The 14,310-nt window shown below is 73.7% G+C and carries 17 protein-coding genes; 6 read left to right on the forward strand and 11 right to left on the reverse strand.

The genetic code is table 11. The annotated features are described in order from the left end of the window. Nucleotides 1-14: 14 nt before the first annotated feature. On the reverse strand, nucleotides 15-566 hold the full coding sequence (locus CP977_RS13890) for a GNAT family N-acetyltransferase (protein WP_229991648.1): 552 nt from the start codon (nucleotides 564-566) through the stop codon (nucleotides 15-17). Between the two features lie 105 nt (nucleotides 567-671). On the opposite strand from CP977_RS13890, the gene CP977_RS13895 reads away from it, so the two are divergent. After that, nucleotides 672-926, forward strand: a complete 255-nt coding sequence (locus CP977_RS13895; RefSeq protein ID WP_152370189.1) for a protein-tyrosine phosphatase family protein — start codon at nucleotides 672-674, stop codon at nucleotides 924-926. A 26-nt stretch (nucleotides 927-952) separates the two neighbouring features. Further along, on the forward strand, nucleotides 953-1,570 hold the full coding sequence (locus CP977_RS13900; protein ID WP_062754943.1) for a GNAT family N-acetyltransferase: 618 nt from the start codon (nucleotides 953-955) through the stop codon (nucleotides 1,568-1,570). A gap of 107 nt (nucleotides 1,571-1,677) precedes the next feature. Here CP977_RS13900 and CP977_RS13905 read toward each other — a convergent pair whose 3' ends face one another. Both CP977_RS13905 and CP977_RS13910 read right to left on the reverse strand, forming a co-directional pair. Beyond that, entirely contained in the window at nucleotides 1,678-2,295 is a 618-nt protein-coding gene (locus CP977_RS13905) for a hypothetical protein (RefSeq protein WP_152370190.1), read from the reverse strand. A gap of 72 nt (nucleotides 2,296-2,367) precedes the next feature. Further along, complete coding sequence (locus CP977_RS13910; protein ID WP_152370191.1) at nucleotides 2,368-2,760, reverse strand: hypothetical protein; 393 nt, start codon at nucleotides 2,758-2,760, stop codon at nucleotides 2,368-2,370. Between the two features lie 175 nt (nucleotides 2,761-2,935). Here CP977_RS13910 and CP977_RS13915 point away from each other — a divergent pair, with 175 nt between their 5' ends. Together CP977_RS13915 and CP977_RS13920 are read left to right on the forward strand one after the other, a co-directional pair. Further along, entirely contained in the window at nucleotides 2,936-3,778 is an 843-nt protein-coding gene (locus CP977_RS13915; RefSeq protein ID WP_152370192.1) for a helix-turn-helix domain-containing protein, read from the forward strand. Then, nucleotides 3,760-3,957, forward strand: a complete 198-nt coding sequence (locus CP977_RS13920; RefSeq protein ID WP_152370193.1) for a DUF397 domain-containing protein — start codon at nucleotides 3,760-3,762, stop codon at nucleotides 3,955-3,957. The genes CP977_RS13915 and CP977_RS13920 overlap by 19 nt, the downstream gene beginning before the upstream one ends. 3 nt (nucleotides 3,958-3,960) lie before the next feature. On the opposite strand, the gene CP977_RS13925 is transcribed toward CP977_RS13920, so the two are convergent. The 6 genes from CP977_RS13925 to CP977_RS13950 all read right to left on the reverse strand — a co-directional run bounded on the left by CP977_RS13925 (nucleotide 3,961) and on the right by CP977_RS13950 (nucleotide 10,622). Continuing rightward, nucleotides 3,961-4,767, reverse strand: coding sequence for a helix-turn-helix domain-containing protein (locus tag CP977_RS13925; RefSeq protein ID WP_152370194.1), 807 nt, complete (start codon nucleotides 4,765-4,767; stop codon nucleotides 3,961-3,963). 370 nt (nucleotides 4,768-5,137) lie between these two features. Then, the gene (locus tag CP977_RS13930; RefSeq protein ID WP_109187159.1) at nucleotides 5,138-5,539 is read right to left on the reverse strand and encodes an FKBP-type peptidyl-prolyl cis-trans isomerase; all 402 of its coding nucleotides are present in this window, start codon (nucleotides 5,537-5,539) and stop codon (nucleotides 5,138-5,140) included. 97 nt (nucleotides 5,540-5,636) lie between these two features. Then, complete coding sequence (locus tag CP977_RS13935; RefSeq protein ID WP_062754929.1) at nucleotides 5,637-6,017, reverse strand: LppU/SCO3897 family protein; 381 nt, start codon at nucleotides 6,015-6,017, stop codon at nucleotides 5,637-5,639. Between the two features lie 154 nt (nucleotides 6,018-6,171). Further along, nucleotides 6,172-7,794: a serine/threonine-protein kinase gene (locus CP977_RS13940; RefSeq protein ID WP_152370195.1), complete on the reverse strand. Its 1,623-nt coding sequence runs from the start codon at nucleotides 7,792-7,794 to the stop codon at nucleotides 6,172-6,174. Continuing rightward, nucleotides 7,791-8,456 (reverse strand): hypothetical protein, encoded by a 666-nt coding sequence (locus tag CP977_RS13945; RefSeq protein ID WP_109187161.1) that lies wholly within the window; start codon nucleotides 8,454-8,456, stop codon nucleotides 7,791-7,793. Before CP977_RS13945 ends, CP977_RS13940 begins: the two co-directional genes overlap by 4 nt. Nucleotides 8,457-8,570: 114 nt before the next feature. After that, entirely contained in the window at nucleotides 8,571-10,622 is a 2,052-nt protein-coding gene (locus CP977_RS13950) for an N-6 DNA methylase (protein ID WP_062757052.1), read from the reverse strand. A gap of 321 nt (nucleotides 10,623-10,943) precedes the next feature. Between CP977_RS13950 and CP977_RS13960 the strand changes: the two genes are divergently transcribed. Then, a complete protein-coding gene (locus CP977_RS13960; RefSeq protein ID WP_062754921.1) occupies nucleotides 10,944-11,693 on the forward strand; it encodes a DUF4352 domain-containing protein in 750 nt (249 codons plus the stop codon). Between the two features lie 116 nt (nucleotides 11,694-11,809). After that, nucleotides 11,810-12,592 (forward strand): hypothetical protein, encoded by a 783-nt coding sequence (locus CP977_RS13965; RefSeq protein ID WP_062754919.1) that lies wholly within the window; start codon nucleotides 11,810-11,812, stop codon nucleotides 12,590-12,592. 201 nt (nucleotides 12,593-12,793) lie between these two features. On the opposite strand, the gene CP977_RS13970 is transcribed toward CP977_RS13965, so the two are convergent. Together CP977_RS13970 and CP977_RS13975 are read right to left on the reverse strand one after the other, a co-directional pair. Then, nucleotides 12,794-13,540, reverse strand: a complete 747-nt coding sequence (locus CP977_RS13970; protein ID WP_062754917.1) for a hypothetical protein — start codon at nucleotides 13,538-13,540, stop codon at nucleotides 12,794-12,796. 83 nt (nucleotides 13,541-13,623) lie between these two features. Next, entirely contained in the window at nucleotides 13,624-14,295 is a 672-nt protein-coding gene (locus CP977_RS13975; RefSeq protein WP_062754915.1) for an HNH endonuclease family protein, read from the reverse strand. Nucleotides 14,296-14,310 lie beyond the last annotated feature (15 nt).

Here is a 14,310-nt window from a genome sequence, read left to right on the forward strand (position 1 = left end):
GCGCCGGACGGGCCTCAGGGCGTGCCCTGCGGATCAGGGTCGGACACCTCCTGGTCCAGCCGCCGTTCCCAGCGGACCTCCCCGTCCTCCACGCGGTCGGTGGGCGCGAGCCCGGCCGCGCGGGCGACGGCGGCGGAGGCCGTGTGGTCGGGGTGGACGTGGGCGACGACGGTCCGTACGCCCCGGGCCGCGAGCAGTCCGACCAGGGCCCGGGCCGCCTCGCGCGCGATCCCCCGCCTGTGCCAGGCCGTGCCGACGACCCACGCGACCTCGGCGACCCGGCCGCCGTCGGTGACGGTCGCCTGGACGGTGCCGGTGAGCCGGTCCTCGGCGCGGAGCCGTACCACCCAGTTGTGCCAGGCCACGGCCGGGTCCGGCGATCCGGCGGTCAACCGCCCGTACCGCGCCCGCAGTTCGGGCGGGCTCAGCGGGGCACCCCCGATGAAGGCGTGCAGGGCGGGGTCGGCCAGGACCTCCGCCATCTCCCCGGCGTGCGCGACGGAGAGGGGGACGAGGTCGAGGCGTTCGGTCCGTACGGCGCCGGGCACGGCGGTCTGTTCGGTCACCGGGGGATCGTCGCACGGGGTCCGTCGATCGACGCCCCCCGAGGGTATAAGGGCCGTACGACCCGCGCGGCCGTCATCCTCGGCCTCACCGGCGTCGCCGGGTACGTGGACCCGTTCCTCGGCCTGCTCGTCCTGATCCTGGGCCTGGGCCTGCTGTGGTCCTCGGACGCGTGGACGCGGAGCACCAAGCTCCTCGCGACCGCCCTCGTCGTCCTCAACCCGCTCGCCTTCGTCCTCTTCGGGGTGTCCGGCCGCATGGGCCCGATCGAAGTACTCGTCCTCCTCGCGGCCGGGGTCGCCCTCCCCGTCGCGGCCGCGATCCGCCTGATCCGCACCGCCCGACCGACCCGGACCCCCTGACGGACCAAGATCGACACGGGTGCAGAATGACCCGTATGCCCATAACGAACGCACCGAAGACGGCCGTGATCGACGACGCTCCGGCGGTCAGCCGCACGCTGGCCTCCGCCTTCGGCGACGACCCGATGATGCGCTGGTTCTTCCCCGACGACGCCACCCGCGAAGCGGGCCTCGGCCGGTACTTCACCACACTGTTCACCCGGCAGTACGGCCTCCACGGCGTGTGCGAGCGCACCGACGCGGCGGCGGCCTTCTGGGTGTCGCCCGAGGGCGCGGACAAGGCCGTCCCCGACGCGGACACCATCCGGGAGCTCCAGGAGATCCTGGGCGACCGGGCCGGGGCCTTCCGCGACGCCGTCACGGCCGCCGCCGAACACGGCCCGACCGAGCCCCACTGGTACCTCGCCGTCATCGGCGCCGACCCCGCCGCCCGGGGACAGGGCCACGGCTCCGCCCTCCTCCGCTCGGGCCTCGCCAAGGCCGACGCGGCGGGCCTGCCGGTCTACCTGGAGTCCTCCAAGCCGGACAACCTGCCGGTGTACGAGCACTTCGGCTTCGTCGTCCGCGACGAGTTCAGCCTGCCGGGCGGCGGCCCGGTCCTGTGGGCGATGCGGCGCGAACCGCAGTCCCCGAAGAACGCCTGAGCCCGCGTCCGCCCGCCGCCTTCGCGCCGGTTCCGCTCCCCGGCGTGAAGGCGGCCTCCGCCGACGCGGACGCGGGTCCGTTCGGTTCGGTCCGCACGAGGGATGCCTCAGCCCATCGTCACCGTGCGGGACGGGCGGCCCGTTTCGGGGTCGAGGTCGACGAGGTGGACCTGTTCGGTGCCGTCCTCGGCGTACCCCGTGACCAGGCGGAGGCGGTCGGGGCCCTCCCAGGAGGCCTCGGCGAGGGCGTTGTCGGCGGCGTCGCCGTTGAAGCGGCCCACCTGCCAGCGCCGCGTCAACGGCCCCCGGCCCTCGTCCACGTAGACCCACCACAGCGGGTCGATCATGTCCGCCCCCTCCTCGACCACGAGGCTGCGGTCGTCGCGCCCGGGGGCCGCCGTGTCCGACGTCTCGGAGGCGGCCCCGAAGGCCGCGAAGAGGAAGAACGGGAAGGACGCCAGGAGGACGAGCCCGAGGGCCACCCAGGTCAGGATGCGGACGACGAGGTTGCGCACCGCGACGATCAGCGCCGCAGCCAGCAGGCCCGTCACCAGGAGGCCGAAGAGCAGCGGATGGTCGAACAGCCGGGCCACCCAGAGCAGTCCTCCGTCCTGACCGGCCCACCGGCCCGCCGCCGCGGCCAGGACGAGACACCCGGCCGCCAGCGTCATCGCACGCGGCGAGAACCGGGCCTTCCGGCTCCGGACTGCGGTTTCTTCGGTCATGCGGCGATCGCTCCCTGGTGGTCCTCGTGACGCCTCCCACCCATGACCCCCGGGTGGTGCGAAAGGTTGTGGTCAGGGGTGGTCCCGGCTCAGGTGGCGGCGCATCAGGACGTTCGCGTCCGTCTCCGCGCTGCGGTCGAACCGCTCCCGCGCCTCCCGCCGTTCCCGTACGAGCAGCGCACAGGCCACGTAGTGCGGTACGGGACGGGGCGGCCGGCTCAGGTCCGGCACCGGGCCCGTCGCCTCCGCGCCCGCGCGGGCCCGGTCGTTGGCCGCCCGCACGCCCGCGCTCAGCCGCTCGGCGGGGGTGGCCGGGCGCAGGTCGGCGGGGTCCGCCTGCCACTCCCGGCCACCGCCCACGGGCCGCAGCATCGCGTACGGCCCCGCCCTCCCCCGGAACTCCCCCACCACGCACGCCACCCGGTCGTACACGAGCGCCCCGCGCTCCGGTCCGTGCGACTCCATGCGCCCTCTCTCCTTCCCTTCCACCGCCTGCGCGGAGCGCCATGGGTGGACTACCGTGCGTGTTCCGGGTACGAGACGAGGATGTCCCGGTTCGAGGGAACGAAGAGCGCGGTCGGGCGGTACTTCTGCAGGTGGCGCAGGTAGTTCCACATCTTCCACAAGGGGAGGGCGCGCCATGCCGGCGAGACGGGCGGTCACGGGCCGGAGCCAGGAGCCGAGGAAGCGGTTCGCGGAGGAACTGCGGTCCCTGCGGGCCGAACGGGGCCTGACCCTGCGGAAGCTGGGCGATGTCGCGGGCTGGGACTGGTCCCTGTTCTCGAAGATGGAGAACGGGGAGACGCTGGGCGGCCCGGAGGTCGTACGGGCGTTGGACCAATACTACGGGACGCCGGGGTTGTTACTGACGCTGTGGGAACTGGCGTTGGGGGACCCGACCCAGTTCAAGGAGCAGTACCGCCGATACATGACACTGGAGGCCGAAGCGATCAGCCTGTGGCATTACGCGCCCTACCTGCTGCCCGGCCTGCTCCAGACGAAGGCGTACGCGCACACCTTGCTGGGGTGGGGCAGCTTCAAGGGTGACGAACTGACCCGGCAGATCGAGGCCCGATTGGGACGGCGCGCCCTGCTGGAGGGCGAGGAGTCCCCCTCGTTCCGCACGATCCTCTCGGAGACGGTGCTTCTCACGCCGCTACCGGATCGGGCCCAGTGGCAGGAGCAGTTGGAACACCTTCTCGCCGCCGGTGAGCGTCGAAACGTGACCATCCAAGTGGTGCTCCACTCAGCCGGGTTGCACCCCCTCGGCGGCACGGACGTGATGTTCCTGAAGCCCACGGACGGCCGGACGGTGGCCTGGGTGGAGACCTCTCACTCCGGTCAGGTCGTCGAGGAAACGGCCGCCGTCGACCGACTCCAGATTCGATACGATTTCGTCCGCGATCTGGCCCTTTCCCCGGCCGATTCGAGGAAGTTCATCATGAAGACGTTGGAGGAAGCATCGTGCGAGCCATCGATCTGACCACCGTCACGTGGCGCAAGAGCTCCTACAGCAACGACGACGGCGGCCAGTGCCTTGAGGTCGCCGACCGCCTCCCCCTCGTCCCCGTCCGTGACAGCAAGGTCCCCGACGGGCCCGCGCTCGTTTTCGGGGGTGACGCCTGGGCGTCCTTCGTGGACGGGGTCAAGCGCGGGGCCTGAGGCTCAGGCCGCCGCCGTTCCGGCCGCCTCGCGGCAGCGCGGGCACGGGCCCGGTTCCGGGGCCCGGAAGGCGACCTCCTCGCACTTGTCGCAGAACTGGATCGGGTCCGCCTTCGGGGCGGGCGGCTCTGCGGGCAGCGGCGGCGGGAGCAGGTTGGCCAGCCGGTAGGACAGCAGGCCCGCCGGATGGTCGAGGTCGTCCGGCAGCGTGGCCAGCAGGGTGCGGCGGACGGCGTCCGGGGCGGCGCCCCGCGCGAGCCACGCCTCGACGCCCGGCACCAGGTGCCGTACGTCCCGCACCGACAGCAGCAGGCGCGGGTCGTGGCGCCGCAGGTCGAGGAGCAGTTCGGCGGCGGGGCCCTCGGGGAGGTCCGGGACCTCCCGGCGTACCGGCTCGGGCTCCGGTGCGGGCACCGGGGCCTTGTCCGGGTCGGGATCGGGGTCCGGGTCCGGCTCCGGGTCCCGGGGCGTCTCCCCGGGCGGCTGGTTGTACGAGACCGTACGGGTCGTGATCCGGCCGTCGGGCCGGCGGACGCGCGTGCGGGCGAGGTAGCCGTGGGCCTCCAGCTCGCGGAGGGCCGTCGCGATGCGGATCTCGCCCTCCGGGAAGCAGGCGGCGAGTTCCTTGATGCCGACCGGGGAACCGGTGGGCAGCGACTGGATGTGGACGGCGAGTCCGATCGCGGTCAGCGAGAGGTGCTCGTGCTGCGCGAGGTGGTTGCCGACGACGGTGTAGCGCCTCGTCTGGGGGGTGTTGGCGTGGATCACGCCCGCACGGGGGCAGCCCGCGTTAAGGTGCTGGGTATCCATCGGGGAAGGGACTCTCTCTAAGGCTTCCTCATGGCCAGGCCCCTGCAGGGAGGGTGAGAGCTCCCGGTGGGGGCCGACCTATTTTCAGTTCGGTAGCCGCGAGCATATGCCAGACAACCTCCCCGTTATGCAACGAAGTTGGGCAAGTTAGCTCGTACGGGTGACGCGCCGCTCGGCGCCCCCCAGGTGTGATCCCTCAGAGCAGGTGGGGTGGGGTTGGTACTTTCTCCCGGTACTTACAGGACGTCGCGCACGGCCGGGTCGTAGGGCGCGCCGATCCGGTACGGGCCCGTGGAGCAGCGCGCGCACCGGCCGCGCGTTCCCGCCGCATCGCGGCCCACCACGTCGCAGGCCACCGCCACCGGCCGGGTCAGGTCGTGGCGGAGAGCAGGTCCACCACGAAGACGAGGGTCGAGTGGGCCGGGATCAGGGACGAGGGCGACTGCTTGCCGTAGCCGAGGCGCGGGGGGACGACGATCTCGCGCCGGCCGCCGACCCTCATTCCCCTGATCCCCCGGTCCAGGCCCTTGACGGCCCGGCCACCGCCCACGGCGAACTTGAAGGGCTCGTCGCGCTCCCAGGAGGAGTCGAACTCCTTCCCGGTGGCGAAGGTGACGCCGACGTAGTGGATCCGTACGACCCCGCCCGGCTTCGCCTCGGCCCCGTCCCCGACGACGAGGTCCCGGGTCGTCAGCTCGGTGGGGGCGTCGCCGTCCGGGAGGGCGACCTCGGGCTTCGTCGGTCCGCTCGTCGCGGTCTCTTCGTTCTCCACCGGGTGCACGCTACCCGCGCCCTCACACGAGGGCGGAATGCGAAAGGGGCCGGAGCCCGCCACGGGTTCCGGCCCTTTTCGAGGAGTACGCGCGCGCTTACTTCGCGGCGACCTCTTCCAGGCAGAGGACGAACTTGTCCGAGTCGAGCTGCTGCGCGAGCGCCGACAGCTCCTCGCCGCACTTGTTCACGTCGAAGGTGTCGTCGATGACCTTGACGACCTTGAACAGGTCGGCCTTGCCGGAGGAGCAGTCGACGGTGTCGACCTTCGGGTCGTTGTCCGGACCGGTGACCGTGACGCACTCGCCCGCCTCGGCGTGCACCGGGGCCTCGCCGGTGAGGTGCGGGAGGCCCAGCTTCACGCCTATCGCGATGGCGATCGCGACGACGACACCGCCGATCTTCTTGAGGATCGCGGAACCCTTCTTCGCGGGGGCGGGCTGCTGCTCGGAGGGGAAGGGCGCGGGCGGCGTCGTCATGAGGGATTCCTTGCGGGTATGGACATGATCAGACGCGAACGTTACATGTACCAAAAACGGCAAAAAGGATCACGAAGATCCACTTGCCGATCATTTGCCGAGTCGTGATCCTGCCGTCCCGTCAGGGACGCCGTTCCGTTGCCGAAGGCCCCCCTCAGGGACGCGGGCCCATCATCCGCTGGTGGTCCAGCGCCCTGCGCAGCTCCGCCGGGAGCGGGTGGTACGGGCCGTACGCGCGCTCCGCGTCGAACAGCAGCCGCTGGAGCTGGTCCCGGCCGGCCGTGTGCTCGCCCGCCGCCAGGAGCAGCAGTCCGATCCGCTGCCGGATGTCGAAGGCCCGGGCGGCCTCCCGCTCGTAGTACGGCAGGACCGACCGGAACTCCGCGAGCGCGGCCGCCGTCTCCCCCAGCTGCTCCAGGCACAGCGCCGCGTCGTAGCGGAACTGGAGGGTCTGGGGGTCCGCCGGGCCCGCCTCCGCCTGCCGGTCCGCCGCGAGCCGGCGCAGCTCCGGCAGGGCGCGCCGGTACTGGCCGTCGTCCATCAGCGTCGACGCGTACTGCTTGCGCAGGATGCGGACGACGGGCGACCGCTCCCCGTGCTCGGCCTCGGCCGCGGGCAGGATGCCGCCGAGGACGTCCACGGCCTGGGTCAGCGAGCCCTCCGCGAGCAGCCGCTTGACCTCGTCCACGGCGGCGGCGACGTCCGGCCGTGCGAACGGCCCCGGCTGCGCGTACACCCGGGGGTCGGTCTGCGGTGCCGGGCCCGGGACCGGGGTCGGCGCGTGCGTGGGCAGGGGCGGGACCGGGACGGGGGGCGTGGGGACGGGCGGGACCGGGACGGGGCGCACCGGGTCCGCCGGGGCCTGCGCGCGGTCCGGCCAGGGCGCGTGCGGGCGCAGGAACGGCCGGGTCGGGTCCATCGGGCCCGCCGGGGCCCCGCGCGCGGGCAGCAGCGGCAGCAGGTGCTCGTACACCTCGTGCGCGCCGTCCGGCCGGTCCCGGGGGTCCTTGGCGAGGAGCCGGAGGACCAGCGCCTCCAGCGGTTCGGGGACCTCGGGGCGCAGCTGCCGGAGCGGGGTGGGCGGGTCGTACAGGTGCCGGTGCAGCACGCCGAGCGCGGTCGAGCCGGAGAACGGCACGTTCCCGCTGAGGAGTTCGTGGAGCAGCACGCCGAGCGCGTACAGGTCGGTGGCCGGGCCGACGGCGCCGCCCATGGCCTGCTCCGGAGCCATGTACGCCGGGCTGCCGATGGGCGAGCCGGTGTGCGTGAGCCGGGTGGTGTCGGTGTCCAGGACGGAGGCCACGCCGAGGTCGAGGACGGTCAGCGTCCCGTCCGGGCGGATCATCACGTTCCGCGGCTTGAGGTCGCGGTGCACGATCGGCACCGCGTGCACGGCGGCGAGCACCGCGCAGAGCTGCGCGGCCACGGACACCGCCCACTCCCACGGGTACGGATCGTGCTCGGCGAGGTGGTCGGCGAGGTCCGCGCCCTCCACGTACTGCATGACGAGGTACAGGTCCTCGCCCTCGCTGCCCGCGTCGTGCACGGTCACCAGGCCGGGGTGGGTCACGCGCGCGGTGACCCGGCACTCGCGCACGAAGCGGCGGCGCAGCTCGTCGGCGGAGGAGGCCTGGCCGTTCATGCCGGCCGGCCGCAGCAGCTTCACCGCGACCCGGCGGTCCAGGCGTCCGTCGTACGCCGTCCAGACCTGGCCCATGCCGCCCTGGCCGACGACGGTGGCGAGCTCGTAACGCCCGCCGACGACCCGTCCGTTCACCGGGCGCCGCCGCCGTCCCGGGGCTCGCCCGCGTCCCTGTTGCGCAGGAGGTCGCTCAGCTCGTCCAGCTCGGCGCGGACCTGGTCGATGCGGGGGCCGGGCGGCTGGGGCACGGGGGTGGCGGGGCCGGACACGACCGGCACGGCGGGCGCCGGGCCGACGGGCGTGTGCGGGGTGGGCGTGTGGGTGGCGGGCGTGTGCGCGGCAGGGCCGATGTACGGGTTCGGGCGCACGTCCGCGCGCGGGACGGTCACGGCGCCGCCGTTGCTCCCGTACGTGTACCCCACCGGGCCGTACGCGCGCGCGGTGCGCTGCCGCTCCGCGTGGCGGATCTCCCCGAAGAGGTAGTACGCGATCGAGCCCGCCACCAGGGACACCATCACGCCGACCGCGATGAAGGACTCGGCGGTGCCGGTCTCCTTGTCGCCGGTGGCCGCCGCGTACGAGAACAGTCCGGCCGACACCGCGAACAGCACGCCGCACACCACCCAGTCGCGCGTCCTGCGGGTGACGCACGCGAGCCGGATCAGCGGGGCCCAGGACAGGAAGCCGCAGCTGAACAGTGCGAGGAGACAGAAGAGGACGAGCAGCGCGATCCGGCCACCGGAGAGGGAACTCCCGGGCGGCCGCGGAACCTGCGGGACCTGCGTGGGGCCGTACATCCTGCTGCTCCTGCTCGGACGGATGGGGTGCGAGGACGAGCGTATACACCCATACGGACAACGGTTCCGGGATACCCGGAACCGTTGTCGAAGAGATGAGGAGCGGAGGTGCCGTCAGGGGGCCACGGAGCCGTCCGCCAGACCGTCGTACAGGCCCTGGACCAGCTGGTCCCCGAGACGGGAGGCCTGGCGCAGGGACTCCTCGAAGGCGGCGAGGGCGCGGAACCGCTCGCCGAAGCGGCGCTGTTCGGCCAGGGGCAGGCGGGGCAGCTGGAGGCGGCGGACGTCGAGGCGGGTCGCGGTGGAGGCGTAGCTGCTGGCCTGCCGGGTGTTGGCGGTGGCCCGCAGGAAACCGGCCAGGAACCAGGGGTCGAGGGCCGCCGGGTCGGGGCGCAGGAGCTGGAGGTTGCGGCCGAGGGCCGCGCCCTCGGCGGTGGCGTCCACGACCCTGACGGCCGCCCCGCCGCCGAGGACCGGGACGACGACGTCCCCGGCGGCCAGCAGGACCGGGTCCTCGGGCGGGCCGTCGGGCAGCGTGCCGGAGGGCGGCTGGGCGGCGAGGACGTCGTGGTCGGTGAGGACGGCGACGGGGGCCGAGGCGGGGGCCGTGCCCGCGCCGCCCGCGCGCAGCACCAGGGCCCCGGCGCGGGCCAGTTCGCCGACGGTCGTGGTGGGCCGGCCGGCCCCGGTGGCGGGCGGGTCGGTGACGGGCGGCGGGGTCAGCTCGCGGGTGCGGCGCAGGGTCTCCGTCAGGCGCTCGCGCACCCCGGCGAGCTGGGCGGCGCCCTCGGCGGCGGCCGGGGGCGGCAGGTGGCGGGCGGGCGCGAGGTCGACGTCGTCGTCGAGGAGCTCGATCACGGGGACGGAACGGCTGGCGCCCGGGGTCCCGGCGAGGGTCCCGTCCCGGTCGAAGGGCGCCCAGGCGTCCAGGACGGCGGCGCGGACGGCCGGCCAGTCGAGCCGGTCGCGGCCCTCCCGGCCCGGTCCGGCGTGCTCGGACGCGGTGTCCACGAGGAGGAGTTCGGCGGGGGGCCGGCCGCCCGGGACGGGCTTGCGCAGCACCCACAGGTGGAGCGGGATGCCGTACGGGGGCGCGGCGCCGGCCGGGAGGGCGACGACCGCGCGCAGGGCACCCCGGCGGAGCAGGTCGGCGCGGATGCGGCGGCCGGAGCGGCGGGAGGCGGCGGCGGGCGGCATGAGCAGGACGGCGGTGCCGCCGGGGCGGAGGCGGGCCAGGGCGTGCTGCACCCAGGCCAGCTCGGATTCCGTACGGGCCGGGAAGCCGTACTCCCAGCGCGGGTCGTAGGCCAGTTCCTCGTGGCCCCAGTTGCGCTCGTTGAACGGCGGGTGGCACAGGACGGCGTCGGCCGCGAGCGCCGGGAAGGCGTCGGCGCGCAGGCTGTCCCCGGACCTGACCCGGATGTCGGCGTCGGCGGCGAGGGCCAGGCGCAGGGCGGTGAGCGCGGCGAGGTCGGGGTCGGCGTCCTGGCCGCAGACGGCGCCGGGGCGCTCGACCGCGCCGAGCAGTCCGCCGGTGCCGCAGGCCGGGTCGAGGACGGTGAGCGGGGCGGCGCCCTCGCCGGCGGGCGCGGGGGCCGCGAGCGCCGCCATGAGGGCGGCGGGGCCGGGCGGGGTGAGCGTGTACTGGCGCGGATTGGCGTCGAGGTGACGTCCGAGCAGGAACTCGAAGGCCTGGCGGGCGCCGGTGTCGGCCGCGAGCTCGGCGGCCCCGCGCAGGAGCGGCAGGGAGACGGCGAGCGCGCCCGAGGTGGGGGTGAGGACGGCCCGCCCGGGGCCCAGGCGCTCGGTCAGCGTCTCCTCCAGGGCGACCGGCAGCACCTCCGTCAGCCGCTCGTCGGGGAGGGCGGCGAGCGAGGGCCAGGCCGCCGACCGGTCCCGTACGAGGAGGAGGGCGCAGCCGGCGTGGACGAGGGCGGTGACGGCGCCGGCCGGGTGGCCCGCGACCTGCTGCCAGACGCGCTCCTTGAGCGGGACCTCGGCCAGTTTGCCCTGGGCGCGGAGCCATTCCTCGACGTCGGCGAGGGCGAAGGAGGGGCTGGCCTCCGTGCCTCCGACGGGTTTGGGGAAGTCGGCGTGGCGGCGGCGCCAGTTGCTGACGGCGGCCCGGCCGACCCCGGCGAGCCGGGCGATCCCGGCGGCGGTCACCTCGGTGGGGGCGGTCCCCGTGGCGGAGGTGGTTTCCGTGGCGGGGGCGATTTCTGCGGCGGGGGCGGTCTCCGTGGCGGAGGCGTCCGCGTCCTTCTCCGCCGCACCCGCGTCCGCTGCGTTCTCCGGCATCTGACCCGTCTCCCCTGGCTGGCCCGCTGGCGACTCTCGTGTGACACCCATCCTACCGACGGGGCGGGACGGCACCACTTCACAGTGTGGTCCGACCTCTTTTTCGTGAACCGTGTTGACTCGGTTCACAAGCTCTGTTGTGATTGATCCATCGCACCAGACATCTCCAATGTCCGGGAGGACACACCCATGTCGTACGACACCCAGGTCCCGCCTGCCGCCCCGCACCGGGTCATGCGCAACGGCCTCGGCACCGCCGCCCTGATCCTCGGCATCATCGGCACGCTCTCCGGCATCGTGCCGCTCCTCTTCTGGCTGGCGGGCATCCTGGGTCTGATCGCCCTGATCCTCGGGCTCGTCGGCAAGGGGCGCGTGAAGCGCGGCGAGGCGAACAACAAGGGAGTGGCGCTCACCGGCGCGCTCCTCGGCCTCGCGGCCCTGATCCTCTCGGTCGTCGGCGCGGTCATCACGTTCACGGCCGTCAGCGAGGCGGTCGACGAGATCGACAAGGCCATCAAGGAGACCGCGCCCAAGGACCCGGCGGCCAAGAACCTGGCGGACGGCGACACCTCGGTCTACGACGACGACCTCAAGGTCACGGTCTCGGACCCGAAGGCGTACAAGCCCAGCGAGTTCGCGGCCGGGCACACCGAGGGCAACAAGGCGTACCAGGTCACCGTCGTCATCGAGAACGGCGGCAAGAAGAAGTTCGACGCCGCCCTCGTCACGCTGTCCGGCCGCGCCGGGACGAACGGCGTCGCGGCCGAGCAGATCTTCGACGAGAAGGTCGGCGCGGGCTTCCAGGGCACCGTCCTGCCCGGCAAGAAGGCCACCCTCACCGTCGCCTTCGACGTCCCCAAGGACGCCAAGAACCTGACGGTCGAGGTGAACCCCGGCTTCGACTACAACGCCTCCCAGTGGGAGCTGAAGCTCGGCTGACCCGGCCGGCACCCGTGAGGACCGGGCCCCCGGGGCCCCGCCCTCCCCGTGCACACCCCCTCCCCGTACGCTCACCCTCTCTCGTACACACCCCCCTCTCCCGGAGAAGAACCACCATGCGCGCCCCCGTCCCCACCCCCACCCGCCCCCGCGCCCGCCGTGCCGCCGTCGCCGCCCTCCTGTGTGCCGCCGTCGCGGCCGGTGCCGCCGCCTGCGGCCCGTCCCCGGCATCCCCGACGTCCTCGGAGGAGGCGAAGCCCGCCGGGCCCTTCGCCGGGCTGACCGGGTCGGAGATCGCCGACAAGGCGTTCGCGGCGACGGCCGCGGCGACGTCCCTGACCGTGGAGGCCGACACGACGTCCGAGGGCGAGCGGACGAGGGCCCACTTCTCCTTCGACGGCACGGGGAAGTGCGTCGGCACGCTGACCACGGGCGCGGCCGCCACGACCGAGGTGCTCAAGGTCGACAAGAAGAACGTGTACCTGCGCTTCGACGAGACGTCCCTGAACGAGCAGGCCGAGGGCGAGTCCCCGGAGGTGCGGGAGGCCATGCTCAAGACCCTCAGGGGCCGCTGGGTCGAGACGCCGGCCTCCGACCCCGACGCGAAGGACGTCGTGTCGATGTGCGACGCGAAGGAGCTCCTCGGCGACTTCGAGAAGGGCGCGAGCGGTGTCGCCCGGGGCGAGGAGACCACCGTCGGCGGACAGAAGGCGCTCGCGCTGACGGAGCCGGACGGCGGCGTGACGAGGACGGTGTACGTGGCCACGGAGGGCACGCCGTACGTCCTGAAGATCGTCACGAAGGGCGGCGACGAGCCGGGGACGATCACCTTCGCCCAGTACGGGAAGCCGGTCACGGCGAAGGCCCCGGCGGCGAAGGACATCGCGGACCTGGACTGAGCCCGGGGGGGGACAGTCCAGGGGCCGATCGGGGCCGGACCCGGGGGGGGGCCGGCCCCGACGGGGGGCACGTGAGGGGGGCCGCTGGAGGGGAGCGGCCCCCCTCACACGCGCGTGCACCCAACCGCGCGGACACGCGACCGCACGGGCTCACGGGCTCACGGGCTCACGGTGGTACGGACGCGCGGCGGTACGGGCGCGTCAGATCCGGTGCCGGACCCACACGTTCGGCTCGACGTAGACCGCGTAACCGCGCGAGGCCTCGCAGTGGACCGGGACGAGCGCGCCCCCGACCTCGACCGGGCCGTCCGTGTCGAAGGGGAGGCCGGTCCACTTCCGCCACTGGTCGACGGAGCCGGGGACGGTCATCGACGCCGGGGCCACCGCCTCGATCGTGCCGCCCGCGCGCACGTGGACGCGGAGCCACGGGTCGTGCGGCAGGCCGTCGGACGCGCGGGTGCGGAAGGCGTACTCGTGGATGGAGGCGCCGGCCTCCAGGTGCTTGCCGTTGGGGCGGACCGGGGCGACCAGCTCGGAGAAGCCGCGCGCGGCCGTGTTCTCCCGCAGGGCGGTCAGCATCCGGTGCGAGACGCCCTGCCCCAGGAAGGCCTTGTCGACCGTGATCTCGATGGCGCTGACCGTGTCGGGCTCCCGGCCCTGCTTCAGGTCCGAGAAGGCCCAGAGCAGCACCTCGTCCCAGCCCCGGTCGGGCAGCGCGCGGCGGCCGTCCAGGTCCATCCGGAAGGGGACGCTGAACCCGCGCGCGACGAACCTCCCGTCGGCGTCGGTGGCGACGAGCACGTACTCGGGGAGCTGCCGCACGATCTGGCCCATGTTCGCCCAGCCCACCGGGTCGTGCATCATGAACTCGGGCCAGAGGTGGCGCATGTCCCACATCGGCCCTTCCAGTTCGGGGCGTTCGGCGAGGGTCGATATGTTCAGGTCCATGACGGCAGGGTAAAGATCGTTCCGGCGGTGACCAACCGTTTTTCCCGCGGTCTTCCCGCAGACCTTCCCGCCGGGCCGGCCTCCTACGGAAGCTTCTGCTGCGGGCAGTCGTTCAGGACCCGCTTCATCGCGTCCCGCTCGCCCTCCGTCACCCACACCCCGTACTTCTTCTTGACCGCGACCTGCCGGGCCACGTACGCGCAGCGGTACGCGCCGTTCGGCGGCAGCCAGGTCGCGGCGTCGCCGTCGGACTTGCGGCGGTTGGTGGCGGCGTCGACGGCGAGGAGGTTCAGCGGGTCGTTGGCGAAGCGGCGCCTGGTCTCCGCGTTCCACTGCTGCGCCCCCTTCTGCCAGGCGTCGGAGAGCGCCACGACGTGGTCGATGTCGACCTTGCTGCGGCCCCGGACGTAGGGGACGGCGGTGCCGGTGTACGGGTCGGAGGCGAGGGTGCCGGAGGCGACCTTGCAGTGTCCGTCCGTGTACCGGACGCCGGTCAGGTCCCGTTTGAGGATGTCCTCACGGGTGCCGCAGCCGTTGCGGTCCACGTCCACCCAGCCGCGCCCGAACGCGTCCCGGTCGTAACCCGTCTTGGGGGCGCGGCCCTTGACGGTGAGGGTGTCCACGGCGGCGAGCGCCGTCCCGGGCGCGGCCGTCCTGCCGCCCGTGCCGCCGTCCGTCCCGGGGGAGCAGGCGGCGGTTATGAGGGCGGCGGCGACGAGGGCCGGGGTGGCGAGGGTCCTTCGGTACGTCAGCATCCTTCAGATCCTAGG

It is taken from the genome of Streptomyces cinereoruber (assembly GCF_009299385.1).
Classification (GTDB): Bacteria; Actinomycetota; Actinomycetes; order Streptomycetales; family Streptomycetaceae; genus Streptomyces; species Streptomyces bikiniensis.

Excerpts from the sequence above, each read along its gene's own strand:
- CP977_RS13900 (WP_062754943.1), top strand. The coding sequence starts at position 953 with ATGACCCGTATGCCCATAACGAACGCACCGAAGACGGCCGTGATCGAC.
- CP977_RS13905 (WP_152370190.1), bottom strand. The coding sequence starts at position 2,295 with ATGACCGAAGAAACCGCAGTCCGGAGCCGGAAGGCCCGGTTCTCGCCG.
- CP977_RS13910 (WP_152370191.1), bottom strand. The coding sequence starts at position 2,760 with ATGGAGTCGCACGGACCGGAGCGCGGGGCGCTCGTGTACGACCGGGTG.
- CP977_RS13915 (WP_152370192.1), top strand. The coding sequence starts at position 2,936 with ATGCCGGCGAGACGGGCGGTCACGGGCCGGAGCCAGGAGCCGAGGAAG.
- CP977_RS13925 (WP_152370194.1), bottom strand. The coding sequence starts at position 4,767 with ATGGATACCCAGCACCTTAACGCGGGCTGCCCCCGTGCGGGCGTGATC.
- CP977_RS13935 (WP_062754929.1), bottom strand. The coding sequence starts at position 6,017 with ATGACGACGCCGCCCGCGCCCTTCCCCTCCGAGCAGCAGCCCGCCCCC.
- CP977_RS13945 (WP_109187161.1), bottom strand. The coding sequence starts at position 8,456 with ATGTACGGCCCCACGCAGGTCCCGCAGGTTCCGCGGCCGCCCGGGAGT.
- CP977_RS13960 (WP_062754921.1), top strand. The coding sequence starts at position 10,944 with ATGTCGTACGACACCCAGGTCCCGCCTGCCGCCCCGCACCGGGTCATG.
- CP977_RS13965 (WP_062754919.1), top strand. The coding sequence starts at position 11,810 with ATGCGCGCCCCCGTCCCCACCCCCACCCGCCCCCGCGCCCGCCGTGCC.
- CP977_RS13970 (WP_062754917.1), bottom strand. The coding sequence starts at position 13,540 with ATGGACCTGAACATATCGACCCTCGCCGAACGCCCCGAACTGGAAGGG.
- CP977_RS13975 (WP_062754915.1), bottom strand. The coding sequence starts at position 14,295 with ATGCTGACGTACCGAAGGACCCTCGCCACCCCGGCCCTCGTCGCCGCC.